Annotated in this window: 1 protein-coding gene; it reads right to left on the reverse strand. The window is 70.1% G+C overall.

Annotation, left to right across the window (positions count from 1 at the left end; all coding sequences use genetic code 11):
- A partial coding sequence (locus FFK22_RS42595) for an AMP-binding protein (protein ID WP_373683787.1) occupies nt 1-234 on the reverse strand: 234 nt, incomplete at its 3' end.
- Nucleotides 235-241 lie beyond the last annotated feature (7 nt).

Raw genomic sequence — 241 nt, forward strand, 5'->3', positions numbered from 1 at the left:
GCGGCCCTGGTACTCCAGCTCTCCATCCGGCCGCCAACGCGCCACGTCCCCCGTCCGGTACATCCGCTCCCCCGGATCCCCGAACGGACAGGCCACGAACCGCTCCGACGTCAGCCCGGCACGGCCCAGATATCCCCGCGCCAGGCCTGCTCCCGCGATGTACAATTCCCCTGACACTCCCACGGGCACCGGACGCAGGCTCCCGTCCAGCACATAGACCCGCGTGTTCCAGATCGGTCGG

This window comes from Mycobacterium sp. KBS0706 (assembly GCF_005938675.2).
Classification (GTDB): Bacteria; Pseudomonadota; Alphaproteobacteria; order DSM-16000; family Inquilinaceae; genus Inquilinus.